The organism is Bifidobacterium miconisargentati (assembly GCF_019331675.1).
Lineage (GTDB): Bacteria > Actinomycetota > Actinomycetes > Actinomycetales > Bifidobacteriaceae > Bifidobacterium > Bifidobacterium miconisargentati.
In genome coordinates, this window is record NZ_JAHBBJ010000005.1 from 38,767 (window position 1) to 63,177 (window position 24,411).

General features: G+C 62.2%; 16 protein-coding genes. 10 read left to right on the forward strand and 6 right to left on the reverse strand.

Going from position 1 to position 24,411, the window contains the following annotated elements:
• Positions 1–4: 4 nt before the first annotated feature.
• From ilvC (KIH81_RS04240) to KIH81_RS04255, 4 genes are all read left to right on the forward strand, one after another.
• Complete coding sequence (gene ilvC, locus KIH81_RS04240; protein ID WP_101625426.1) at positions 5–1,057, forward strand: ketol-acid reductoisomerase; 1,053 nt, start codon at positions 5–7, stop codon at positions 1,055–1,057.
• Positions 1,058–1,487: 430 nt separating this feature from the next.
• Positions 1,488–2,540 (forward strand): ketol-acid reductoisomerase, encoded by a 1,053-nt coding sequence (gene ilvC / locus KIH81_RS04245; protein WP_214304225.1) that lies wholly within the window; start codon positions 1,488–1,490, stop codon positions 2,538–2,540.
• Positions 2,541–2,681: 141 nt separating this feature from the next.
• The gene (locus KIH81_RS04250) at positions 2,682–2,978 is read left to right on the forward strand and encodes a hypothetical protein (protein WP_214304226.1); all 297 of its coding nucleotides are present in this window, start codon (positions 2,682–2,684) and stop codon (positions 2,976–2,978) included.
• Positions 2,962–3,987 (forward strand): virulence RhuM family protein, encoded by a 1,026-nt coding sequence (locus KIH81_RS04255; protein WP_214304227.1) that lies wholly within the window; start codon positions 2,962–2,964, stop codon positions 3,985–3,987. The genes KIH81_RS04250 and KIH81_RS04255 overlap by 17 nt, the downstream gene beginning before the upstream one ends.
• A gap of 139 nt (positions 3,988–4,126) precedes the next feature.
• Here KIH81_RS04255 and KIH81_RS04260 read toward each other — a convergent pair whose 3' ends face one another.
• The 5 genes from KIH81_RS04260 to KIH81_RS04280 all read right to left on the reverse strand — a co-directional run bounded on the left by KIH81_RS04260 (position 4,127) and on the right by KIH81_RS04280 (position 14,596).
• A complete protein-coding gene (locus KIH81_RS04260; protein WP_214304228.1) occupies positions 4,127–5,938 on the reverse strand; it encodes a glycoside hydrolase family 13 protein in 1,812 nt (603 codons plus the stop codon).
• 210 nt (positions 5,939–6,148) lie between these two features.
• Positions 6,149–7,171, reverse strand: coding sequence for a LacI family DNA-binding transcriptional regulator (locus tag KIH81_RS04265; protein ID WP_214304229.1), 1,023 nt, complete (start codon positions 7,169–7,171; stop codon positions 6,149–6,151).
• 179 nt (positions 7,172–7,350) lie between these two features.
• The gene (locus tag KIH81_RS04270; protein ID WP_214304230.1) at positions 7,351–10,398 is read right to left on the reverse strand and encodes a Spy0128 family protein; all 3,048 of its coding nucleotides are present in this window, start codon (positions 10,396–10,398) and stop codon (positions 7,351–7,353) included.
• 110 nt (positions 10,399–10,508) lie between these two features.
• Positions 10,509–12,713 carry a 4-alpha-glucanotransferase gene (gene malQ, locus KIH81_RS04275; protein ID WP_214304231.1) on the reverse strand — a complete coding sequence of 735 codons (2,205 nt, stop codon included), beginning with the start codon at positions 12,711–12,713 and terminating at the stop codon, positions 10,509–10,511.
• A 179-nt stretch (positions 12,714–12,892) separates the two neighbouring features.
• Positions 12,893–14,596, reverse strand: coding sequence for an alpha-amylase family glycosyl hydrolase (locus KIH81_RS04280; protein ID WP_214304232.1), 1,704 nt, complete (start codon positions 14,594–14,596; stop codon positions 12,893–12,895).
• Between the two features lie 268 nt (positions 14,597–14,864).
• Between KIH81_RS04280 and KIH81_RS04285 the strand changes: the two genes are divergently transcribed.
• The 6 genes from KIH81_RS04285 to KIH81_RS04310 all read left to right on the forward strand — a co-directional run bounded on the left by KIH81_RS04285 (position 14,865) and on the right by KIH81_RS04310 (position 23,114).
• Positions 14,865–16,118, forward strand: coding sequence for an extracellular solute-binding protein (locus tag KIH81_RS04285; protein ID WP_214304233.1), 1,254 nt, complete (start codon positions 14,865–14,867; stop codon positions 16,116–16,118).
• Positions 16,119–16,538: 420 nt separating this feature from the next.
• Complete coding sequence (locus tag KIH81_RS04290) at positions 16,539–17,912, forward strand: carbohydrate ABC transporter permease (RefSeq protein ID WP_214304310.1); 1,374 nt, start codon at positions 16,539–16,541, stop codon at positions 17,910–17,912.
• Positions 17,912–18,808 (forward strand): sugar ABC transporter permease, encoded by an 897-nt coding sequence (locus KIH81_RS04295; RefSeq protein ID WP_109056012.1) that lies wholly within the window; start codon positions 17,912–17,914, stop codon positions 18,806–18,808. The genes KIH81_RS04290 and KIH81_RS04295 overlap by 1 nt, the downstream gene beginning before the upstream one ends.
• A 360-nt stretch (positions 18,809–19,168) precedes the next feature.
• Positions 19,169–21,241, forward strand: a complete 2,073-nt coding sequence (gene pulA, locus KIH81_RS04300) for a type I pullulanase (protein WP_338024737.1) — start codon at positions 19,169–19,171, stop codon at positions 21,239–21,241.
• Positions 21,242–21,441: 200 nt separating this feature from the next.
• Positions 21,442–22,251, forward strand: coding sequence for an HAD family hydrolase (locus KIH81_RS04305; protein WP_214304234.1), 810 nt, complete (start codon positions 21,442–21,444; stop codon positions 22,249–22,251).
• 89 nt (positions 22,252–22,340) lie between these two features.
• The gene (locus KIH81_RS04310; RefSeq protein ID WP_214304235.1) at positions 22,341–23,114 is read left to right on the forward strand and encodes a TraX family protein; all 774 of its coding nucleotides are present in this window, start codon (positions 22,341–22,343) and stop codon (positions 23,112–23,114) included.
• A gap of 108 nt (positions 23,115–23,222) precedes the next feature.
• On the opposite strand, the gene KIH81_RS04315 is transcribed toward KIH81_RS04310, so the two are convergent.
• Positions 23,223–24,248, reverse strand: a complete 1,026-nt coding sequence (locus KIH81_RS04315; RefSeq protein ID WP_214304236.1) for a LacI family DNA-binding transcriptional regulator — start codon at positions 24,246–24,248, stop codon at positions 23,223–23,225.
• Positions 24,249–24,411: the final 163 nt, after the last annotated feature.

A 24,411-nucleotide genomic window follows, 5' to 3' on the forward strand; every position in this document is an offset into this window, starting at 1 on the left:
AAAAATGGCAGCAACTATCTGGTACGAGAAGGACGCCGATCTGTCCGTGTTCGATGGCAAGAAGGTCGCCATCCTGGGCTACGGTTCTCAGGGCCACGCCCACGCGCTGAACCTGCGTGACTCCGGTGTGGACGTGGTTGTCGGTCTGCGTCCGACTTCCAAGTCCGTCGAGTTCGCCAAGGAGCAGGGCCTCGAGGTCAAGTCCGTGCCGGAAGCCGTCGCCGAAGCTGACGTCGTGATGATCCTGCTGCCTGATCAGTACCAGGCCAAGGTCTACAAGGAGGACGTCGAGCCGAACCTGAAGCCGGGTGCCGCCCTGGCCTTCGCTCACGGCTTCAACATCCACTACGGCTACATCAAGCCGTCCGAGGATCACCCGGTGTTCATGGTTGCCCCGAAGGGCCCGGGCCACATCGTGCGTCGTGAGTACGCCGCCGGCCGTGGCGTCCCGGTCGTGGTCGCCGTCGAGCAGGATCCGGATGGCAAGACCTGGCCGCTGTGCCTGGCTTACGCCAAGGCTCTGGGCGCTCTGCGCGCCGGCGCCATCAAGACCACCTTCACCGAGGAGACCGAGACCGATCTGTTCGGCGAGCAGGACGTCCTCATGGGCGGCATCAACCACCTGTGCGACATGGGCTTCGACGTGCTGACCGAGGCCGGCTACCAGCCGGAGATCGCCTACTTCGAGGTGTTCCACGAGCTGAAGATGCTGGTCGACCTCGCCAACGAGGGTGGTCTGAACAAGGCCCGTTGGTCCTGCTCCGACACCGCCCAGTACGGCGACTACACCTCCACGGTCATCACCGAGGAGACCAAGAAGCGCATGCAGTACCAGCTCAAGCGCATCCAGGACGGCTCCTTCGCCAAGGAGTTCATGGACGATCAGGCCGCTGGCGCCCCGAAGTTCAAGAAGCTGCAGGAAGAGTACTCTCACCCGCACCTCGAGACCGTCGGCCCGAAGCTGCGCGCCATGTTCTCTTGGAACAACGGCCCGGCCAAGGATCAGGACGAGGCCGAGTCCTTCAACGGCAAGATCGCTCGTACCCAGGTTCAGTGACCATCCGCTGATTAGCGCCTGACGTATAAGGTCGCCGCTCCCGTTCATTCGGAAGCGGCGGCCTTTGCTTTTTGGCTCCCCTCTCTGAGGGGAGCTGGCAGCGAAGCTGGCTGAGGGGAGCCGGGAAACAGACGGCCGCACCATTGCCGTCAGTCAAGCATTCCCGCAATCCCACATGCCGAGCAATTGTCCAAAACCGTTTTGTAACCCAGCTCACGTTTTGGACGGAGGGCAAGCGACGCCCCCGTTCTCGGTAGGATGGACACCAGTTTGCGGGACACAATCCCGCCACGCTTGAGCCCGCCCGGGAATCCGGGCGCCCACCCAAACGCGCATCATGCATAACCACTGCATACGCGCAACCACCACAACACCGTGTGCCGGCAAACCCCATTGACGCCGGTACGCAAGTAGTACAAGGAGTGCTTACATGGCTGCACAGATCTGGTACGACAACGATGCCGATCTTTCCGTCCTCGATGGCAAGAAGGTTGCCATCATCGGCTATGGTTCCCAGGGCCACGCCCACGCGCTGAACCTGCGCGATTCCGGTGTGGACGTGGTTGTCGGTCTGCGTCCGACTTCCAAGTCCGTCGAGTTCGCCAAGGAGCAGGGCCTCGAGGTCAAGTCCGTGCCGGAGGCCGCCGCTGAGGCCGACGTCATCATGATTCTGGCCCCCGACCAGTACCAGCGCACCATCTGGGCCAACGACATCGAGCCCAACATCAAGCCGGGTGCCGCTGTCGCCTTCGCCCACGGCTTCAACATCCACTACGGCTACATCAAGCCGTCCGAGGATCACCCGGTGTTCATGGTTGCCCCGAAGGGCCCGGGCCACATCGTGCGTCGTGAGTACGCCGCCGGCCGTGGCGTCCCGGTCGTCGTGGCCGTCGAGCAGGATCCGCGCGGTGATGGCTGGGCCCTGACCCTGGCCTACGCCAAGGCTCTCGGCGCCCTGCGCGCCGGCGCCATCAAGACCACCTTCAAGGAAGAGACCGAGACCGATCTCTTCGGCGAGCAGAACGTGCTCATGGGCGGCGTGAACAAGCTCGTCGAGATGGGCTTCGAGGTCCTCACCGACGCCGGCTACCAGCCGGAGATCGCCTACTTCGAGGTCTGCCACGAGCTCAAGATGCTCGTCGACCTGATGAACGAGGGTGGTCTGAACAAGGCCCGTTGGTCCTGCTCCGACACCGCCCAGTACGGCGACTACACCAACACCGTCATCAACGAGGACTGCCGCAAGCGCATGGAATACCACCTGCAGCGCATCCAGGACGGCTCCTTCGCCAAGGAGTTCATCGACGACCAGGATGCCGGCGCCCCGCACTTCAAGGAGCTGCAGGAGAAGTACTCCAACGAGCGCATCGAGACCGTCGGCCCGAAGCTGCGCGCCATGTTCTCCTGGAACAAGGACGGCGTCAAGGATGCCGACGAGGCCAACTCCTTCACCGGCAAGATCGCCCGCGCCCAGGTTCAGTGACCTGATGCGGTGATCATCCGCTGATTAGCGCCTGACGTATAAAGGCCGTCAGCCCGATTCATTCGGACTGGCGGCCTTCCTGTATTCGATGCGCACGTTCACTCTTGGAAGAATATTCAACCCCTATTGTAGGGTGGATATATGGCAGTCAAAGGCAGACAATGGAGCGAACTGGAACGGTTGACGGCACAGTATTTCGTGAGACTTCGTGAGGAGTCGGACGATACGCCGTCATACCGCCGTATCGGTGCCGGTACGAACATGACGCATAGTCGCATCATCGATATTTTCCGGCAACGAAACGGCACTCCGACGCTTTTGGAATTCACCTCATTATGTCGATTCTTCGGCAAGGATCCTGCCGATGTGCTCCGTGAATTGGAGCGAGAGACCGATTTTCTTTCGAAAGGGGATGAACATCATGAGCGAAAAGCATGATTCGGAGAACTTCGATGCCGAGGTGGAGGCCAATATCGTTCTGTATCAGGATGACGGTCGTAACGTACCGGTCCAGGTGCGTTATGAAGACGAGACATTCTGGCTGACGCAGAAGGCCATGGCGGAGCTGTTCGATGTCAATGTGCCCAATATCTCAAAGCACCTATCGCATATTTACGAAGAAGGTGAGCTGGATGAAGGGGCAACTATTTCCAAAATGGAAATAGTCCGGCAGGAAGGTAGCCGTAAAGTGTGCAGAGAGGTGGCATTCTACAACCTCGACGCCATCATTGCGGTTGGCTACAGAGTCAATAGCTTGAAAGCCACGCGCTTCCGTCAGTGGGCCACCAAAACCTTGCGTGAGTACATCATCAAAGGCTTCGTGCTCAATGACGACATGCTGAAAAACGGCCGTCCGTTCGGCGAGGACTACTTCGATGAACTGCTGCGTCGTATCCGGGATATCCGTGCTAGCGAGCGCCGTTTCTACCAGAAAATCACGGATCTGTTCCAGGACATCAGTGTGGATTACGACCCGAAAAGCCAAGCGGCGCGGGACTTCTTCGCCAATGTGCAGAACCGGTTCCACTATGCCGTGAGCGGTCATACCGCTGCTGAGATCATCGACGAGCGCGTTGACGCCGACAAACCGCATATGGGATTGACCACATGGAAAGGCGCTCCCGAAGGCAAGATCCATTCCTCGGATGTCACAGTAGCCAAGAACTATCTCAGCGAAGATGAACTCAGCCATCTCAACCAATTGGTATCCGGCTTTCTGGATGCGGCGGAACTGCGTGTGCGCAACCACCAGACCACCACCATGGAGCAATGCATTGAGCTGTGCAACCAATACATCCTGTTTACCGGCGGACAATCGTTGCAAGGCAAGGGCACGGTGAGCAAAAAGCAGGCGGATGCCAAGGCGATGGCGGAATTCCGCAAGTTCAATGATGCACAGCTTTCCGATTTCGACCTGTTCGTGCAGGAGATTGAACGAAAGCGATGAGTGGCGTATGACGCATAAGGCCGTTGCTCCGATTCGTTCGGAGCAACGGCCTTATGCAATATGCCAGTTTGACCGAGGCTGGCTACCTATCCACCGGTCGGCCCCTTTGGGGGCAAACCAATCAGCGTAGACGTCGTGTCTACTTGATGACCCACGCGGAGGTATCGGTCGGCAGCTGGCCATCGGCGGTCAACGGGCCGGACGTCAGCGCCACATCGCCTTCGGGCAGGGCCACCGGGTCGGCGCCGAAGTTCGTCACGGACGTGAACGTGCGGCCATCCACCGCGGCACGGGTGTACGCCACCACATCATCGCCCATGTCCACCTGGGAGGCGGACGTATCGCGCGTGGCGGTCAGCGACTCCTGACGGATCGCCAGCGCCGCATGGTACAGCGCAAGCATCGAATCCGGATCGGCCTCCTCGGTGTCCACGGCGAAGTCCTTGAACCACAGAGGCTGCGGCAGGTGCGGGTCGGCGGCCGGCGTACCGTCGGCGCGCTCGGCGGGGGAGAAGCCGAAGGACGCGCCCGTGCCGAACTGACCGGCGGCGCACAGCGGCACATGGTTCTCACCGGTGCCGTCATCGGCCGGAATCGGCAGGCTGAAATCGGCCAGGGTCGGTTCGTCGGAGGCGGTCCACGGCAGCGGCACGCGGCACCCGTCGCGGCCCTTGTCCATCGTGGCCTGGTTGGTGTGGAAGGCGGTCGGATCCTCCAGGTGGTCCCACGGGATGTCCGCCACCTCGAACAGGCCCAGCTCCTCGCCCTGGTAGATGTACGCGGCGCCCGGCAGGCCCAGCTCCATCAGCGCTGCGGCGCGGGCGCGCTTGGTGCCCAGCTCGCGGTTCTCCGGGTAGGTGGAGCCGTTGCGCAGCAGCCAGTCGTGCGGCAGCTGGTGGTAAGGCGCGCCCTTGACCTGCGGCAGGCCGTAGCGGGAGGGGCTGCGCGGCACGTCGTGGTTGTTCATCACCCACGTGGTGGTGGAACCGCCGGTTTCCTCGGCGGCTTTGAGTCCGGCGGCGATGGCGGAGCGGAACTCGTCCGCGAACCAGTTGGCCTCGGCGAAATCGAAGTTGAACGACTGGCCCAGCTCGTCCGGGGAGGCGTACAGGTGCTGGTGCTCGGGCACCACCCAGGCCTCGGCCACGGCGAAGCGCGGCGGGTTGTACTCGTTGAACACCTGGCGCCACTCGCGGTAGATGTCATGCACCTCGCGGCGGTCGAACAGCGGGTGGGAGAAGTCGTGGCAGAGCACGCCCACCACGTTGTACTCGCGGCCCAGCTCCTCAAGCGGCTTGGATTCGAGGTCCTTGGCCAGGCCGTGCGCCACGTCGATGCGGAAGCCGTCGGCGCCGTGGTCGGACCAGAAGCGCAGGGTCTTCTTGAACTCCTCGTGGATGTCCGGGTTCTTCCAGTTCACGTCCGGCTGCGCCTTGTCGAACAGGTGCAGGTACCACTGGCCGTCCTCGACGCGCTGCCAGGCCGGGCCGCCGAAGAAGGACTGCCAGTCGTTCGGCGGCAGCTCGCCGTGCTCGCCGCGGCCGTCACGGAAGATGTAGCGGTCGCGCGCGGGAGAGCCGGGGGCCGCGGCCAGCGCCTCTTGGAAGAAGACGTGCTTGTCGGCGGTGTGGTTCGGCACGATGTCCACGATCACCTTGATGCCGGCGTCGTGCGCGGCCGTGGCCATGGCGTCGAAGTCGTCCATGGTGCCCAGGCGCGGGTCCACGTTGCGGTAGTCGATCACGTCGTAGCCGCCGTCCGCGAGGTCGGAGGGGTAGAAGGGGGAGAGCCAGATGGCGTCGATGCCGAGGCGCTTCAGGTAGTCGATTTTCTCGGTGACGCCGGCGATGTCGCCGAGGCCGTCGCCGTTGACGTCCTTGAAGGAGCGCGGGTAGATCTGGTAGACGACGGCCTGCTTCCACCAGTCGTCGTTCAGGTTGTTCGCGGTCATGGAATGCGTCCTTTCCGTTGTGGGTGGTGCTTGGGAGGTGCTGCGTTGCGTTGGCGGCGCCCGGCCGTTTCCGTAGGGTGGACGGTCGTACCATTGGCTTTGTTGATGACAACGATATCATGCAAATGACACAAATAAAAATCGCCATTCGGCGTTTCGCGGTGGCAACGTCGTCATGGCGATTTTGGCTGAAATCCGTTCCGTTTGCGCCTAAGCCCGGGCGGCCAGGGGAGGGGCGGTTGTTTCGCGCAGCATCAGCGGCGTCGCGGGCTGGCGGAACGCCGGCTCGATGGGCTCCCCGGCGATGGCGGCCAGCGTCATGCGACCGGCGTCCTGCCCCATCGCGAACGGGTCCTGGTGCAGCGTGGTCAGGCCCGCCGACTGAGCCATCGGCACGTCGTCGAACCCGATGATCGAAAGATCCTGCGGCACGCGGCGGCCGTACTGACGCAGACGGTACAGCACCGGCAGGGCCATGTCGTCGTCGCAGAAGCAGAACGCGGTAACGCCGGGCGTCGCGGTGAGCACGGCGTTGAGCGCCGCATTGGTCTCGCCGGTGTCGCGCGGCACCTCGATGGACCGCACGGAAACGCCCGGATGCGTGGCGGTGGCGTCCAGAAGTCCCTGCAGGCGCGATTCGGCGCTGTAGCGCATGGTTGTCCGGGATCGGGTGCCGCCCACGTAGGCGATGCTGCGATGCCCCAGCGCGATGAGGTGCTCGCTGGCGGCGCGTGTGGCCGCGCGGTCGTCGATGCTCACGGCCGCATCGAAACCCTCGGTGGAGGGGATGTTGATGCCGATGATCGGCACATGCATGTGCTTGAGACGCTCCACCTCGGCCGGCTCGATGTTGAAGGAGCTCACGATCACCGCGTCGGCGTTGCGGCGCACGGGCAGATCCTCGAAGAAACTGCGGCGCTCGTCCGCATTGCTCATCGGATACACCACGGTGTCATACCCGGCGGGACGTAGCGTGGAGTCGAGGCCGGCGAAGATGTTCGAGTTGAACCAGGTGGTGATGGTCTCGCTGGCCAGCAGCGCCACGCGGAACGATTGGCCGGACTTCAGCGCGGCCGCCGAACGGGAGACGGAGTAGTCCAGCTTTTCGGCCGCGGCCATCACCTTGTCGCGCGTCTCGGGAAGCACCAGGTCCGGCTTGGCGAAGGTGCGGGACACGGTGGATACGGAGACGCCGGCCTCCCGCGCCACCGCCTGAATGCTTGCCTTGGTCATCGCCGCCCCGCTTTCGCCGTCATCGGAATCGTCATAGCTGTGACAACGATATCATGAGCACTGGTGTGGTGAATAGACATCTTATGTCTGTGAATAATAATGCGGCGTACGCAAGAAGATTCCTCCACAAAGGTGAGGGAATCTTCTTGCGTACGCCGCATTATTATTCATTCATTTACTTATTGGTGCGTCCTTTTCCGGATTATTTGCAGTGATACGCCAGTAATTGCGCAAATGCCGGTGACCATGACCGCTGAAAGAATTGCTGCGCCAGTGGGCGGCAACTTTGGTCGTTGCGGGGTCTGCGGCTGCTCTGGCTTCTCGGGTTGGTTAGGCTTGTTGGGTTGGTTAGGCTTGTTGGGCTCCTCTGGTTTCCCTGGGTGGTTCGGTTCTTCGGGCTCCTCCGGCGTATAGGTGTTTTTAAAGGCCAAGGTATCGGCTGTGTCGCCATTCGCGTCCTTTATTACATAGGAAGCCTTGAGCTTTCCACTGGTCTTATTCAGAGTGACCGTGACGGTGTAAACCGTATTATCGTAGGTCACCCCGGTGGAGGAGCCGTTTACCTCCGTGACCTTGTATGTGAATGTGGCGGTGTTCGTACCATTCAGATCCGATTCGGTATAGTGAATCGGGCCGAATGAGAAATCGCCGTTCGCGGCGTTGGATACTGTAGTGACGGTCGGTAATGGGGCATCGTTCGGCGTTACGGTCTGGATGACGAAATTGAACTCGCCGGCCTGCAGATCCCTGCCGCTTAGATGTTTGACTCCTGGAATGGTCAGTTCAGTGTTCGGCTCCGTTGGCGTAGGCGGAGTGGGTGGCGGGGTCTCGCTCTTCGTGTTCTTCACCACAGGTGCACAGACAGTTACACCGGCGGCAGCTGTGGAACAGGAGTCAATGTCACTACTGCCTTCGTAATGTTCGCCGTCATCCAAGCTGACCAGCTTTTGCTGGGTGTCCTTTGAATAGGTGATGGTGCCGTCCGCCGCGATTTTTACTGTGAAGGAAGGCCAATTCGGGGCCGGCGAATCAAAGCCGTCAGCCTGCTTGGTTTCGGTCACGGTGTATGTTCCTGCCGGTACACCGTTGAGCGTGATTACGCCGTTCTCCGGTGTGATAAGAGTGGAAGTGGTGCCATTGGAAGCGACACTGGCATACGTGTATTTGCCGTTGCCCGCGTCGGTGAACGCAAGTGGATTAGTTGCATCGGCGTCAGATGTAATCTTGAACTGCGCTCCGGCAATGCTCTTACCTTCCGCATCCACCTTTTTGAACGCAAAATTCTCACCGAATTGCACAATACCGTTCGAGCCGATGCCGGCGCCCCAAGGTGCAGAATTGTCTTCGATGAACAACTTGGCATCCGCTCGGGCGAGCTTCACAGCCTCCTCGATGGAGTGCTTAACCGGCACAGCCTTGAGTGCAATATCGGTTTGATTATTGACGATGGTTCCGCCGACCTTGTCGTTATTAGAGACACTCGCGTTATATCGTGGCGTGACGGAATCGGCTTGGCCCAGCCAATCCGATTTATCGAAGGTAATGCCGCCGTCTCGATACCAGTCAACGGTTTGATTGCCCAGTGTACGGTTGTAGACAGTGAGGCCGCCGTCTGGATTATTGGCTTGACGTTCGTGATTCAATGAGACAACATCGTCGCCGGCCTTGGCCGCGGTATTGCCGAGGACTGCGCCGCCGTTTCGCACATAATTGGTAGCCTTGCCGGTAGGGCACAGCCATAGGCCGCCACCCAGTTCGCTCGCGGCGTTGTTGGTAACCAATGTGTTATTGAGGTATGCGGTATATGGCAGTGCGGTGATGTACACGCCGCCGCCCTGTGCTGCGCCGCTGGTACCGCCGACGGAGTTGCTGGTGATTTTGCCGGCATTCAATTCGGCGCCTTCGGCCGAAATGTACACGCCTCCGCCAACACCTTGCCAACCAACGTCAGCATGGTTATTGGTGATGGTGCCGCCATTCATCTCGAAATGTGCGCCATGGTATTCGATCCATTCCTCAAGGGTACTTGACCGAACAACTCGATTTCCGCCGATTCCGTATGTGCCCATGGAATAGGTGTCAATTACAGCGATTCCGCCACCGTTCTCAGAGGCGTTCCCACTGATGACACCGCCATCCATCGTGAAGGAACCCGCGGCCCACACGCAAATACCGCCTCCATTGGTTGTGGCGATGTTGTTGGTAATGGTGGCTGTTCCAGACATAGTCATAGTTGCAGGACCGGCGGTGTAGGTGGTCTCAGCGGATTCATATCCGGGCATAATGCCGCTGTTATAATCGCCGATACGTACAGTTGCATCAGAGAAATTATTGCTTATGGTGCCACCGGTAAATGTGAAGGAAGCCGGTGCTTCGTCAGATTCCTCTCCCAATGCCTTTTCGTTGATTTCCGCGGCGAGTGCGTGAGTCACGTCGATAATGGCGTTGTTGATTCCGGGAGGATCGTTACGAGCCGAATCCTTGCCGTACGAGGTCCAGCGCGTTTGAAGGTTTTCCTTAGTGGTGCTCGTATCTACGTTGCTGTTGTTGCTAATGGTGCCGCCTGTCATGGTCATGGTGGCACCGTGACCGAGACCAATCAAGGCGCCGGCATAGGTTTGTGCCGTATTGGATGTGATTGCCCCGTCATTGACGGTGAGGTTGGCGTCTGCGCCGTCCAAGGCAATGGCATAATCGAAGCTGCCATTCATAGTAAAGTTACGAATTTGGCCGCCGGTGAGTGTAAGTCCGCCCTCGGCGACGATTAGACGGGTGCTGGCATATACGTTATCTTTGCCGTCCAGAACTGCATTGTTGTCCAGTATGAGTGAGCCAGTAGATGATATATGGATGATAGTGCCGTAATCGCCATCCATGCCAGCGTTTTCATGAATCCAGGTGCGGATATTGGGGTCAGCGGTGATTGTATGCTCCGCTGTGCCGGTAAGCGTAACCGATTTGGTGATTTCCAGCGTGGAAGTCAGGGTGATGTCATCTTCGAGCTGAATCGTTCCGCCATCGTCGATGGCTTTGCGGAGTGAATCTTCGTCGGTGACGGTTGTAATAGCTCCACTAGCATCGTTTTGTGATGGAAGGTGTGGCGGCTGATCGTCGGCAATTGCCGGTGCGGCACCGGCAAAGAGTACTGTTGCTGCGACGATGAATCCGGCTAGCCGTGAAACGATTGATTTCCCGTTGCGCTTAGGGGGGGTTATGTGCTGGTTCATCTTTCTCTCCTGTGTAATGACTGTTGTTTGCACTGCTAAGGGGTACATGAACGGCGCATGACTGCTATCACGTAATGAATGAAGCAACCATGCGCCGTGAAGAGGCGCGACTACCAGCGCTTGCGCTGCATCACCGCGGACAGCGAGAGGACGCGCGGCAGCGAGAACACCTCGTCAGTGTGCACCACATGGCCGTCGCCGTCGGCCAGTGGCACGCGCCAGTTCGAGTACTCGTACGAGGTGCCGGGCTGGTTCTGCGAGCGGGTCTCGCCCACACCGTCCACCAGCGCCGCCTGCAGCAGCAGCGACGGCGTATCGGTGAGCATCGCATGCATCGCCTCCACGATCTCCTGGATATGGTCTTCCACATCCGCGGCCACCGAAGCCGTAATATAGCCGTTTTCCACCAGACGGTTCATCATGGCCGTGCGCTCGGCCATCGCCGAGGCCGCGAATGCCTCCACCGGCTCGCTGAGCAGATGCAGCTCCTCGCGCAGCTTGACGTACTCGAAGTTCAGATAGCCGGCGGTCGGCGGCAGGTCGTGCGTGGTCACCGAGGCCAGCGCCTGCTTGCGGTATTCGCCCGGCTCCTTGTACGGATCGCCCGCATTCGGTGAATCGTCCACGCGCGAGAACCATTCCACATCGGTGCCGAGCACGCCGTGATCGGCCAGGATGCGGCGCACGTAATCGGGCACGGTGCCCAGATCCTCGCCGATGACCATGCCGCCCACGCGCGTGGCCTCGATGGCCAGCACGCCGAGCATCGCCTCGTGGTTGTACATCACGTACGCGCCGTTCCTGGCGCCAAGGCCCTGCGGGATCCACCACAGGCGGAACAGGCCGAGCACATGGTCGATGCGCACGGCACCCGCATGCTCGTACATCGAATGCACCATCTCACGGTAGACCTGGTAGCCGGTGGCCTCCAGATAGCGCGGATTGAACGGGGGCTGGCCCCAATCCTGGCCCTGCTGGTTGTAGAAGTCCGGCGGGCAGCCCACCGTCACCGAGCCGGTGGCGAAACGCTCCGGGTTGGCCCAGGCGTCCGCGCCGAGGCCATGCACGCCCACGGCCATGTCCTGCATGAGGCCCAGCGCCATGCCGCTTTCCGTGGCCGCCTGCTGCGCGGCGGTCACCTGCTCGGCCGCGATCCACTGCAGCCAGCGGTTGAACTCAAACAGGTCGTGGTGCTCCTCCACCAGCTGCTGGACGGCCGGGTCGTCGATGCGCTTCTCGAAGAACCAGCGGTTCTCGCCCCACGGCGCGCCCCACACCTCGAAGCACAGGCACCACGTGGCAAAGGAGTCGAGATCCGGGCCGGCGGTGGCCTTGAAATGCTCGAATTCCAACTCGCGCTTGGCGTTGCGACCCGCGTCGAAGATGAGACGCAGCGCCGGCCGCTTGGCGGACCACGCCGCGTTGATATCCATTGGGGTCGCCTCGTCGTTGCGCGCGGCCACCGAGGCATGCAGCTCGTCAACCTTCGCCTTGACGTCGGCCGGCAGCGTCTCGTACTCGGGGATGTCCTGCGGGCGGATGTACGTCACGTTGAGGAATCGACGCGATTCCGGCAGATACGGCGAAGGCTCGAGTGGCGGAATCGGCGCGCCGGCATGGATCGGGTTGATGAGCATGAAGTCCGCGCCGGATTCGTGCGCGGCGTCGACGAGCAGACGCTTGAGGTCGCCGTAGTCGCCCACGCCCCACGAATCATGGGAACGCACGGAGTACATCTGCGTCATCCAGCCCCAGCGCTGCTGCTCGGCCACCTTGGACGGCACGGGGATGCGGGCCGGTGCGGCGATGATGGTGGCGTGACCCTCGCGCCCGTCCGCCTGCACGTCGAGCGCGTGGTATCCCATCGGCAGGTCGTTGGCGAGACTCAGAATCGGGTGGCCGGAATTCAGGTCGGGCAGCACGGTCGCGCCGTCGTACGGTTCGCCGCTCTCCAAGGTCACGGTCGCGGTGACGTCCGCGTCCGCCGGGCAGTTCAGCGCGATGGTGGTGGTCTGTCCGACGTAGGCGACGACGGTCGGGGCCAGCAAACGTTTGCTGTTTGCTTCCTCCAGCTGCTCCATGGACTGGTCGATGGCCTCCGGGGTCGAGGCGTCCACATCCAGCGCCTTCAACACCGCCACCAGCGCGTCGTCGCTGATTTCGGTGTAGGTGCCGAGCTGGTCGATGAACGAGGTAGCCAGTCCGCAGGCCTTGGCAAGCCTGATGAGCGGTCGGGCCAGACGCTGCGCGCTTTCGGTGCGTTGGACGGTGCCGGTATCGGTGGTTGCTGCTTCATGAGTGCGCGCGTCAGTCATGTGGACTCCTTTGTTGGCTGAAGGTTGCTGTTCGTTTGCATTGCTGTTCGAATGCCGCTCTTCGCTGAGGTTTCGGTAATCTGACAGACCAATGTGCTTGCTGTGCTGCCTTCAACGGTAACTCATTTTGACAACGATTGCAATACGTCGGTGCGTTGGGGATGAACGCCTCGGCATCGTCACCCGATCACCGCGAATGATTGCGGGGGAAGGGTGAGCAGTCCGCCGTCAATGGACGGCTCGCCCAGCCCCAGCAGCACGGATGCGTCGCCTGCCAGCTCTCCGGACGGCATTGCGACCTGCGCGTCCGCACGGCTGGGGTTCATCGCGATGAACAGGATCCGGGCGGGCTCGCCATGCGCTGCGCCGTCGGTGCCGTCGGCACCATCGCCGTTCGGACGGCGCAGATACGCGAACGCGCGCCCCTCGGCCGGCGCGGCGACCACATCGAATCCGGCGTCCGCATCCAGCGCCGGCTGCACGGCCCGCAGCGTCAGCACCGAACGCACCCAGTGCAGCAGCGAATCGGCGCGCGCCTCCTCGCCCGAAACGGTCGGCGCATCCGGTGACGGGTCGACCGGCAGGTACAGCTCATCGGCATCCGCCGTGGAGAACCCGAGGTTCGCCGCACCGGCCTCCCACTGCATCGGCGTGCGGCTGCCGGTGCGCGTGTAGCCGCCCTCCTTGGTGGGCAGCGGACGGTAGCGCATGCCGATCTCGTCGCCGTAGTAGAGGAACGGGCAGCCCGGCATGGTCATGAGCATGCCGTACGCCACTTTGCGTTCGCGTTCGGTCAGGCGCTGGCCTGTGCGCAGGGTGTCGTGATTGCAGGTGATGAGGTCGAACAGGCCTCCCGCACGTTCGGCGTCGCGCAGCTGCGGCAGGTACTGGTCGAGGAACGGCGCGATGGAGGTGTCCGAGTCGGCGTTGAAGTAGCTGGCGTCACCCTTGTGCGTGAGCGGCGTATCCGTGTTGCGCAGCAGCATGTTGTAGCCGTTCGGGTTGCCGTCCCAGCGCCAGTCGAGGTAGAAGTCCATGTCGAACCCGGCCTGCATCGACTCGTACGGCCGCCCCCATTCGGAGACGAACGCGGCCTCGGGGAATTCGGGGCGGATTTTCGAGAACAGGTACTGCCAGGTGCGGATGGTGAAGGGCTTGCCCCCGTCGTCGTGCTTGACCAGGCTGTCCGCCATGTCCACGCGGAAACCGTCCGCCCCGCGCGAGAGCCAGAAGCGCATCACATCCAGCAGCGCCTCGCAGGTGGCGAGGGCGTCCGGGCCGAGCGCCGGCTTCTGCCAGGCGTGCTTCGGGTGCGCGAAGCCGTAGTTGAGCGCCGGCTGGCACTTGAAGAAATTGAGGATATAGGTGCCGTCACGCCCGGCCTCGCCGCCGATGAACGGCAGTCCGTCGCCGCCGGAGATCCAGCAGTCGGTCCAGATGTACCGTTCGGAGACGTTCTCCCCGTCCGTGATGCGGTCGGCGGGGGCGGCCTGGCCCGAGGCACGGAACCAGGCGTGCTCCTCGCTGGTGTGGCCGGGCACCAGGTCGAGCAGCACGTGCATGCCGCGTTCGTGGGCCGCCTCGAACAGGGCGACGAGGTCGTCGTTGGTGCCGTAGCGCGCGGCCACGCGGGTGTAGTCGCACACGTCGTAGCCGGCGTCCTTGAAGGGGGAGTCGTAGCACGGGTTGATCCACAGCGCGTTGCATCCGAGCCCGGCTATGTAGTCCAGCTTGCCGGTGATGCCGGGGATGTCGCCGATGCCATCGCCGTTGGAATCAGCGAAGCTCTGCGGATAAATCTCGTAGAACCGTGCCCCCGAAAGCCAGTCCGGTCGTGCGAAGGTACGGGGGGATTCCTGGGCGTGTCGTGCGTGGTCGGTCATTGAAACTCCTTTGTTTGCGCGGGTTCCCGGGCATTGCCTATCGATTGCAATAATAGTCGCTCGGCACGAATTGCCAACGTATGCAAAACCGTGGTACACTTACAGCCAACGATGTTCCGCAGCGTTGCAAACACGAAACATTTCTAGGCAAAACCAAGAAGATGCAAGCGTATGCAACACGATATCCAGTGATGGATTGAGAACGTGTGCATCGAATCAAGAACTTTGGACGTAACCGGCCAAGAACAGAGAAAGAAAGGGCCGATCAATGAAGATCAACTGGAAGAAGGCTCTCGGCCTCACCGCCGCCGTGGCCATGCTCATGCCGCTCGCCGCTTGCGGCGGCTCCGACTCCGGCAACGGTGGCTCCTCCACCGCCGGCACCGAGGACGTCACCCTGAGCGTCTGGGCCCCGCAGGAGGATCAGGCCAAGGGCGATGACGGCTCCGAGGCCTGGCTCACCCAGGTCGAGGCCAACTTCGAGAAGGATCACCCGGAGTACAAGATCACGTGGAAGAACGACGTGGTCTCCGAGGGCGACGCCTCCACCAAGGTCCAGACCGACCCGACCGCCGCCGCCGACGTCTACATGTTCGCCTCCGATCAGCTCGGCGCCCTCATGAAGGTCCAGGGCATCGGCGAGCTCGGCACCGACGCCGTCAAGCAGCTCAAGGAGCAGAACGGCGATCTGGAAGTCGCCTCCATGACCGGTACCGACGGCAAGTACTACGGCGTGCCCTACACGGACAACACCTGGTTCATGTACTACGACAAGTCCGCCTTCTCCGACGAGGACATCAAGAGCCTCGACACCATGATCTCCAAGGCCGCCGTCTCCTTCCCGCTCAACGATTCCTGGTACATCGGCGGCTTCTATGACGGCCTGCAGCTCTTCGGCGAGAATGGCACCGACGAAAGCGCCGGCATGGTCTTCCCGAAGGACGCCGGCGACATCTCCAAGTACCTGGTCGACCTCGCCGCCAACCCGAACTTCCACAACAGCTCCGATAACTCCGGCCTGTCCGAGATGACCGAAGGCACCGTCAAGGCCTTCTTCTCCGGCTCCTGGTCCGCTTCGGACATCAAGAAGGCCCTCGGCGACAACTTCGGCGCCGCCCAGCTGCCGACCTTCACCGTGAACGGCCAGACCAAGCAGATGAAGTCCTTCGCCGCCACCAAGGCCGCCGCCTACAACCCGAACGCCAAGAACCCGAAGGCCGCCGCCCAGTTCGCCGCCTACCTCGGCTCCACCGAGTCCCAGAAGCTGCACTACGAGCTGCGCAACATCATCCCGACCGACAAGTCCCTGTCCAGCCTGACCACCGATGACCCGGTCGCCATCGCCCAGACCAACACCATGGCCAACACCGCCATCCTGCAGTCCGGCCTGGCCGGTATGGGCTCCTGGTGGGATCCGGCCAAGGCCTTCGGCGACGCCATCCTGAACAAGGAAGTCACCTCCGACAACGCCCAGGCCAAGACCGACGAGTGGGTCAAGCAGGTCGGCAAGTACGCCGAGTGACAGCCCGGCCGATAACCACAGACTTGGGCGACGGTAATACTCCACTCCTTCACGCCGCCCAACCTCACCTATAACTGAACATAACTGAAAACAGATAACTGAAAACCGGTGCTGGAGGTCCGTCAAAGGTACGCCAGTTGCGGGCGATGAGGGGAACCGCGATTCGCCCGCAATCCCCAGCACCACCAAGCGGTTTCGTCTTCTTGTTTCTCCTCCTCCTTCATTGCCAAGCAGAGCTCGGGCAGCGTGCACGCGGTGTCCGGGCTTTACTTGGGTCAGCGCAGGTTGCGGCGTCGAGGCTGCGGCCGGCAGACGGGACGGCATCGGGAAACCACCAACTTTTCAACCATTTCAACCATCAATCGTTATCGTGAGAGGCGGTAGGGTGCAATGACCACAGCAACCCTTTCTCCGCGGGAGATGAAGCGCCGTCGCAGGATGGGCGCGGACTATGTGGCGCCCTCGCCGTATTCGGTGAGGAACGCGCTGACCAAGGGTGACGTGTTCACCAAGCTGTCCGCAGTCGTCTTCGGCCTCGGCAACATCGTCCGCAAGCAGTATGTCAAGGGCGTCGCGTTGCTGGCGCTCGAAGTCGCGTTCATCGTGTTCATGATCACGAACGGCGCGAACTACCTGTCCAAGCTGCCCAGCCTGGGTACCCAGAAGCAGGGCAAGCAGCTCGTGGACGGCTTCTGGGTGTACGTCCAGGGCGACAACTCCGTGGTCATCCTGCTGTACGGCGTGTGCACCATCGTGGCCTGCATCCTGTTCGTCTACCTGTGGACCATCTCCCTTAAGTGCTCGTACAAGGCCGAATGCCTGGTCCGTGCGAACGGCAAGGCCCCGAGCTTCAGGGACGACCTGCGTGCGCTGACCGACGAGAAGGCCTACCAGCTGCTCATGTTCCTGCCGACCCTCGGCATCCTCGTGTTCACCGTGCTGCCGCTGATTTTCATGATCTCGATGGCCTTCACCAGCTACGACCGCAACCATCTGGTGCTCTTCGACTGGGTGGGCTTCGAGAACTTCGGCAAGGTGTTCTCCACCGGCAACGGCACCGTCAGCGCCCGACTGTTCATCCAGGTGACTATCTGGACCCTGGTGTGGGCGTTCTTCGCCACCTTCCTCAACTTCTTCCTCGGCATGTTCTTCGCCATGGTCATCAACCGCAAGACCACCCGCTTCAAGGGCTTCTGGCGCGCATGCTTCTCCATGTCCATCGCCGTGCCGCAGTTCGTGTCCCTGCTGGTGATGCACACCATGCTCCAGCCGACCGGCGCCATCAACCGCCTGCTCATGCAGTGGGGATGGATCGACCAGGCGCTGCCGTTCTTCACGAACACCACGTGGGCGCGCGTCACGGTCATCGTCATCAACCTGTGGGTCGGCATCCCGTACACGATCATGCAGATTACCGGCATCCTGCAGAACATCCCCGCGGACCTGTACGAGGCCGCCAAGCTAGACGGCGCGAACTGGTGGCAGATCTTCACCCAGATCACCATGCCGTACATCATCTTCGTGCTCACGCCGTACCTGATCACCACGTTCACCGGCAACGTGAACAACTTCAACGTCATCTACCTGCTGTCGGGCGGTGCCCCGGTGCCGATCGGCGATTCCGCCGGCACCACCGACCTGCTCATCACCTGGCTGTACAAGCTCACGGTCGATAAGAACGATTACAACCTCGGCGCGGTCATCGGCATCATGACGTTCATCGTCCTCGCGGCGGTGTCGCTGATCACCTACCGCAACTCCGGTTCCTACAAGAATGAGGAGGCATTCCGCTGATGAGCAACCACAGCATTCAGAAGGCTGAATCGCACAGCCTCATGCATGATGCGAAGAAGCGTCGCATCCTGGGAGACATCCTCTCCCATCTGTTCCTGGCCGTCATGGCCGTGATTTGGCTGATCCCGATCGTGTGGGTCTTCGCGGAAAGCTTCAACAAGAACACCGCGCCGTACACCAAGACGTTCTTCCCGACCGAGTTCTCGCTCGACAACTACATCGGCCTGTTCACGGACAAGACCGTGCTCGACTTCCCGAAGATGTTCATGAACACGCTCATCGTGGCGTGCTTCGTGTGCGTCATCTCCGTGGTGTTCGTGCTGGCCGTGGCCTACTGCATGAGCCGCCTGCGCTTCCGCACCCGCAAGACCTTCATGAACGTGGTGCTGATCCTGGGCATGTTCCCCGGCATCATGGCCGTCTCCGCCATCTACTTCATCCTCAAGGCCGTGGGCCTGACCAGCGAGGGACTGACCACCATCGCCCTGATCCTGGTCTACTCGGCCGGCTCCGGCGCGGGCTTCTACGTGATGAAGGGCTACATGGACACCATTCCGACCTCGCTGGACGAGGCCGCGATGCTCGACGGCTGCACCCGCCTGCAGGTGTTCTACAAGATCATCATCCCGATCTGCAAGCCCATGATCGTCTACCAGGCCATCATCGGCTTCCTGACCCCGTGGCTCGACTTCGTGATGGCCAAGGTGATCTGCCGCACGCAGTCCAACTACACGGTGGCCCTGGGCCTGTGGCTCATGCTGCAGAAGGAGTACATCCAGAACTGGTACGCGCGCTTCGCCGCCGCGGCCGTGGTGATCTCCATCCCGATCGCCATCCTCTTCATCGTCATGCAGCGCTTCTACCAGGAGTCGATGTCTGGATCGGTGAAGGGCTGAGCCGTTAAACGGACAGTCCGGTGGACTGTCCGTAGGCTCAGCCTGAGCGAGGCGGTAGCCGAGCGAAGGTCGGATTGAGCCCGGCCGCAGGCCGGTCCGTAATTGCAGGGCCGGAGGCGAGGCCGTTAAGTGGGAAGTCCGGCGACCTTTCCGGTAGCGTCATCCCGAGCGAGTCCGTTCTTGCAGGGCCGGAGGCGACTTCTTTCTCGGCTCCCCTCTCCGAGGGGAGCTGTCAGCGAAGCTGACTGAGGGGAGCCTCGCCACAGATGCCCACCTCCCGTAGCACCACATACATAGCCAAATGGCTCCCGCCGCCTGACCGGGAGCCATTCTCATATACCCAAAGGAAAGGAGCTTCCCGTGCCGCAACCCGCTTCACTGGCCGTGGCCGACTGGACCCCCGCCGAGACCGCCCTGCCATGCCCCGATTACCCGGTGTACAAGGACGATGATCTCGGTGCGTTCCCGGACGCCAAAGGCACCACGTTCCGCGTTTGGGCCCCCACGGCCAGTGGCGTCACACTGCGGCTGTTCAAGACCGGATCTCCGAACGAGGAGACCGTGGTCGACAATGCCGAATCCGTGGTGGCGGCGGGGATGGAAACGCCCATCTCCATCAATCCCGCCGCCTTCCCCTTCGAGACCTACGAGCTTGCCCCCGGCGCGGACGGCACCTGGATCGTCCGTTGCGACGGCATCGGCCACGGCGTCTACTACGACTACATCGTGCGTTTCCCCGATGGTACCAAGCACCGCACCGCTGACCCGTGGGCCCGAGCGGCCGGCGTGAACGGCCGTCGCAGCATGGTCGTGGACCTCTCCCGCACGGATCCGGACGGTTGGGGCCAGGACCGTCGTCCGCACATCCCCAGCCGCGACCTGGTCATCTGGGAGACCCACATCGGCGACTTCAGCAACGACCCGCACAGCGGCGTGCCGTTCGAGCACCGCGGCACCTACCTCGCATTCACCTATGACGACACGAGCGTGGACGGCGACGGCGAATTCCCCACCTGCGTGGCCTACCTCAAGCGTCTCGGCGTCACCGCCGTGCAGCTCATGCCGTTCTACGACTACGGCTCCATCGACGAATCCCTCGCGCGCGACGATCCTCGCCACGGCTTCAACTGGGGGTACGACCCGCTCAACTACAACGTCCCCGAAGGTTCGTACAGCACCGACCCGTTCGACGGCGAGGTGCGCATCCGCGAATGCAAGCGGATGATCCAGGCACTGCACGCGGCCGGCATCAAGGTGATCATGGACGTGGTCTACAACCACATGTTCTCCACCGACAACTGGTTCGAACGCATGATTCCCGGCTACGCGCTGCGCCGCCGCGAGGACGGCAGCTTCGCCGACGGTTCGGCCTGCACGAACGACGTGGCCACCGAGCATCCGATGATGCGCAAGTACATCGTGGATTCCGTGACCTACTGGGCGCGCGAATACCATATCGACGGCTTCCGCTTCGACCTCATGGGCCTCATCGACGTGGACACCATGAACGCCGTGCGCACCGCCCTCGATCAGCTGCCGGGCGGCGCGTCCATCCTCATGCATGGCGAGCCCTGGGCCGCCCGCGAGACCGCGCTCGTCAAGGGCACGATCCTGGCGGACAAGCGCGGCATGCCGTACCTGAGCCCGCGCATCGGCATGTTCTGCGACTCCACGCGCGACGCGGTTCGCGGCCATGTGTTCTACCAGAAGGTGCCCGGCTACCTGACCGGCGCGGCCGCCGATTACGCCGACGACATCCGTCATGCCGAGGACGGTTGGCGCGGCACCCTGAGCGGCACCGCGGCCGTCGGCCAGCTCATCCAGTACGTGTCCGCGCACGACGACCTGACCCTGTGGGACAAGCTGTGCGCCACCATGCGCCCGATTCCCACCGAGGTCGATTACGCGGCCGAAGGCGAGCGTTGCGAGGACCTCATGCAGTCGAACCGGCTGGCGGCCGGCGTCGTGTTCACCGCGGCCGGCGTGCCGTTCCTGCTGGGCGGTGAGGAATTCGCCCGCACCAAGCACGGCGTCTCCGATTCGTTCCGCAGTCCCGTGGCCCTGAACCAGCTCGACTGGTGCCGTGCGCAGCGGTTGAGCGGTCTGGTGGACCATTACGCGGCGCTGATCCGTCTGCGGCGCGGCAATCCGGCGTACTTCGGCGGTGCGCGCATGATCGTGCCGCGCGAGGACGAGGTGGTGGTGTTCCGCGTGGGTGACGACTGCGTGGCCATCAATCCCGCCGACGAGCCGCGCTCGCAAGCCACGGTCCAGCTGGAAATGCCCGGCCCATACGACGAGGTCTCGAAGATCGCGCCCAACGACTGGCGGTGCATCTACTGCTCCGAGCCCGGCATCGCCATCCCCGAGGCCGAGAATCGCCAACTTCCCCTCCCGCCCCGCACCTTCACCGTCTGGCGTCGCTCACGTTAGTCCTGGCCTCGATTCTCCTCCTCAGCTGAGTCGCCGTACATCTCCTGGCTCCCCTCTCTGAGGGGAGCTGTCGAGCACAGCGAGACTGAGGGGAGCCCTACGGTTGAATACTCCCCTCAGTCAGCTACCGCTGACAGCTCCCCTCAGAGAGGGGAGCCGAACAACGGTGTCGCAACCCCATCCTTTGAAAAGAGGCCCCCATGCCCACCTATTCAGCCGTATTCTTCGACCTGTACGGCACATTGGTCGACATCCGTACGGACGAATCGTCGGAGATCGCATGGTCGGCCTTGTGCGATGCCCTAGCCATCGAGTGCGGTGCGCTGTACCCCTCCAACGACGCCCTGCGCGAGCGATTCGAGGCGCTCGCCGCCCCGATTCGGGCCGCGGCGGCGGAGAAACACGGCGAATGGGCCGAGCCCGATCTGCTGCCGGTATACCAAGAGCTGACGGTGCGACCGGCATCGCACCAGACCGGCGGCGCGATCGCAGCCGGCCGGGAGACCGCCGGAAAGAGCGGTGAACCCGGAAACCCTGCGGAGACGGAAGTCGCCCGTCGTCTCGCATGGACGTTCCGACGCGCCAGCACCAGCCTGCTGCACCTCTATCCGGGTGCATTGCAGCTGCTGGCCCGATTGCAGGCCGCGGGATTGCGCGTGGTACTCGTCAGCAACGCGCAATCCTGCTACACCCGCCCCGAAATGGAGCTGCTGGAGCTTGCCGGCGCGTTCAATCGCATCGTCATCTCCAGCGAGGAGGGCGTGCGCAAGCCCTCGCCGGAGATCTTCAACCGCGCGCTGGCCCGTGAGGGATTGCGACCGGATCAGGTGGTCATGGTCGGCAACGATTCCGTTTCGGACATCGCCGGCGCCCGTGCGGCCGGCATCGACGGCATCTACCTGCGTACCGCCATCTCCCCGCCGGACGACCCGGCCGTCTGCCCCGAAGCCGCACTCTCCCTGACCGGCCCCGATTATGCTGGAATCACACGATTCCTCGGCGTACAGTAAACGATTTACGTTGGCTCCCCTCTCTGAGGGGAGCTGGCTCGCGAAGTGAGACTGAGGGGAGCAGACGCCGAGCGCACAAAGGAGCATTCATGAACGAGATCGAAATGGCCCGTCAACGCAAAGCGGCCGAAGCTGGAGCCGGTCGCCGTCATAAGGGCCTGTCCGTGTTCCGACTCAAGGTGATCGGCGCGGTCTTCATGGCGCTTTCCGTGGCCTCCACTACGCTCGTGCCCACGCTGTTCGGCCCGTTGAACGCGGACAACATGACCGGCCTGACCGTCGCCGTGATCTGCGAGATCGCCTCGTGGTGCGCCGTGCCCATCTACGCCTGGCTGCTCTTCGACGGCTGGAAGCACACGGGCAACCGGGTTCGGTATGGGGTCGAGCTGTTCATTGTGGCGAGCCTCGCCGGCTTCCCGTACGACAAGATCATGACCGGGCACTGGTTCGACGCGCACACGCACAACCCGGTGTGGGGATTGTTCTTCGCATACGTGGTGCTTGTCTGCATCGATTGGATTCGGCGCACATATTCGGGTGCTCCGCGTTGGCTGCTCGCCATCGCGGTGATCATCGCCGGCGTGCTGTGGAATCTCATCATGCGCGTCGGCGTGAGCCAGCGCGTGATGTACACGGGCGCGCTCACCCTCGCCTTCGTGCTGATTTTCTACTTCCTCAACAAGCGCGAGAACACGATGATGTTCACCGCCGGTCTGCTGGGCGCGGTCATGTGCATCACCCCGGCCGTCGGCGTGGCCTTCCTCCACTACCGCAACGGCGAACTCGGCTACCGGCATTCCTGGACCAAGTGGGTCTTCTACGCCCTCTACCCGGTCATGCTCCTCATCGGAGCCCTGCTGTAGCGCGATTCGCCTGCATGACTTGACGGTCAGCCAACAGGAAAACGGCCTGCGAACCATGTAAGTCACATTGGTCGCAGGCCGTTTCCGTGTCTTCGTGAGGGCAGTCTCTTACTCCACGTCGCCGAAGGGCATATCGGTGCCACGCGGCACGAGCTGCGCTTCCACCACCTCATGCGGCGTATCGAGCGCCTTGCCGTCGATGAGCTTCAGCGCCTTGGTGGCCGCGGTCCGGCCCATCGCATACGGATCCTGACGCATCGTGGTCAGGTTGATGGTGTCCGCGTACGGACTGTCGTCGAAGCCCACGATCGAATAGTCGCGCGGCGTGCGATGCCCGTAGCGCTCCAGCTTGAGCACCAGCGGAATCGCCATCATATCCATCTGGCAGCAGATCGCGTCCGGGAACTCGTCCAGCGCGAGCAGTGCGGACAGCGCCGAATCGGCGAACGCCGGGCCGCGCGGCACGGACAGCACCTGCCAGTTGAGCTCGTGCTTGTGCTCACCGTCCTGGCAGGCGCGGATGAAACCGCGTGTACGGGCGTCGATGGAGGAATTCAGCAACGCCGCCTCCGAGCACGGGTACACGATGTGCTTGTGCCCCAAATTGATGAGGTGCTGGGTGGCCGTGTACATGCCGCGCTCGTCGTCGATGCTGACGGTGGCGTCAAATCCGTCCACGGAAGGCGTGTTGATGCCGATGATCGGTACGTGGAGGCGCTTGAGCTGCTCCGTCTCGTGTGGATCGATGGCGAACGACGCCACGAACACGGCATCCACGTTGCGACGGATGGGCAGATCGGTGAAGAACTCATGGCGGTTCTGTTCGGTGTCGATGTGCTGGAACAGCGAGATGTCGTATCCGGCCGGATGCATCATCGACTCGATGCCGGCGAACGTCTGCGTGTTGAACCAGCTGGTGATCTCCTCGTTCATTAGCAGCGCCACACGGTTGGTACGGCCGGACTTCAGCGCCGTGGCCGAACGGGAGATGTTGAAGTCGAGCTTGTCCGCGATGTCCAGCACCTTGCGGCGGGTCTTGTCCGAGACGAGATCCGGACGAGTGAACGCGCGGGACACCGTGGAGATGGAAACACCGGCGGCCTTGGCCACCTCGTAGATGTCTGCCTTACCCATATGACTCTCCCTTTCACGCAGCGCGCGGACACCGTCCCGTGATGCCGAACTGTCGCGATGATACGTCGTTGTAATGTCAACTATCGCCATCATACACTGCAAACGTTAGCGAAACAACGAGCCACACGTGGTTTTAATCATGATATTCTTTGCGTAAAGACTA

Excerpts from the sequence above, each read along its gene's own strand:
- KIH81_RS04285 (WP_214304233.1), top strand. The coding sequence starts at position 14,865 with ATGAAGATCAACTGGAAGAAGGCTCTCGGCCTCACCGCCGCCGTGGCC.
- KIH81_RS04295 (WP_109056012.1), top strand. The coding sequence starts at position 17,912 with ATGAGCAACCACAGCATTCAGAAGGCTGAATCGCACAGCCTCATGCAT.
- ilvC (WP_214304225.1), top strand. The coding sequence starts at position 1,488 with ATGGCTGCACAGATCTGGTACGACAACGATGCCGATCTTTCCGTCCTC.
- KIH81_RS04315 (WP_214304236.1), bottom strand. The coding sequence starts at position 24,248 with ATGGGTAAGGCAGACATCTACGAGGTGGCCAAGGCCGCCGGTGTTTCC.
- KIH81_RS04250 (WP_214304226.1), top strand. The coding sequence starts at position 2,682 with ATGGCAGTCAAAGGCAGACAATGGAGCGAACTGGAACGGTTGACGGCA.
- KIH81_RS04290 (WP_214304310.1), top strand. The coding sequence starts at position 16,539 with ATGAAGCGCCGTCGCAGGATGGGCGCGGACTATGTGGCGCCCTCGCCG.
- KIH81_RS04305 (WP_214304234.1), top strand. The coding sequence starts at position 21,442 with ATGCCCACCTATTCAGCCGTATTCTTCGACCTGTACGGCACATTGGTC.
- KIH81_RS04255 (WP_214304227.1), top strand. The coding sequence starts at position 2,962 with ATGAGCGAAAAGCATGATTCGGAGAACTTCGATGCCGAGGTGGAGGCC.
- KIH81_RS04270 (WP_214304230.1), bottom strand. The coding sequence starts at position 10,398 with ATGAACCAGCACATAACCCCCCCTAAGCGCAACGGGAAATCAATCGTT.
- KIH81_RS04280 (WP_214304232.1), bottom strand. The coding sequence starts at position 14,596 with ATGACCGACCACGCACGACACGCCCAGGAATCCCCCCGTACCTTCGCA.
- malQ (WP_214304231.1), bottom strand. The coding sequence starts at position 12,713 with ATGACTGACGCGCGCACTCATGAAGCAGCAACCACCGATACCGGCACC.
- KIH81_RS04260 (WP_214304228.1), bottom strand. The coding sequence starts at position 5,938 with ATGACCGCGAACAACCTGAACGACGACTGGTGGAAGCAGGCCGTCGTC.
- ilvC (WP_101625426.1), top strand. The coding sequence starts at position 5 with ATGGCAGCAACTATCTGGTACGAGAAGGACGCCGATCTGTCCGTGTTC.
- KIH81_RS04310 (WP_214304235.1), top strand. The coding sequence starts at position 22,341 with ATGAACGAGATCGAAATGGCCCGTCAACGCAAAGCGGCCGAAGCTGGA.
- KIH81_RS04265 (WP_214304229.1), bottom strand. The coding sequence starts at position 7,171 with ATGACCAAGGCAAGCATTCAGGCGGTGGCGCGGGAGGCCGGCGTCTCC.